At 45.2% G+C, this 228-nt stretch carries 1 pseudogene; it reads left to right on the plus strand.

The features are described from left to right. Positions 1 to 228 (plus strand): annotated as a pseudogene (locus AB4512_RS24840) (MBL fold metallo-hydrolase); the annotation flags it as partial.

Below are 228 nucleotides of genomic sequence, written 5' to 3' on the forward strand. Positions count from 1 at the left end.
AGCAGCGGCGACCCAGATTTTTATTTTGGCTTAGAACCTATAGTAAAGGCATTTCCAAACGTCGAGATCGTTGCCAGTGAAGCGGTTGTTGCACATATCAAACGCACTAAAGATGCAAAGCTCGAATACTGGGGCCCAATCTTAGAAGACAACGCACCGTCTAAAGTCATTGTTCCAACCGTGCTTAACGACACTACGTTGAGCATAGAAGGTGAAACTATCGAAGTG

The organism is Vibrio sp. 10N.222.52.B7 (assembly GCF_041474275.1).
GTDB classification, from domain to species: Bacteria; Pseudomonadota; Gammaproteobacteria; order Enterobacterales; family Vibrionaceae; genus Vibrio; species Vibrio crassostreae_C.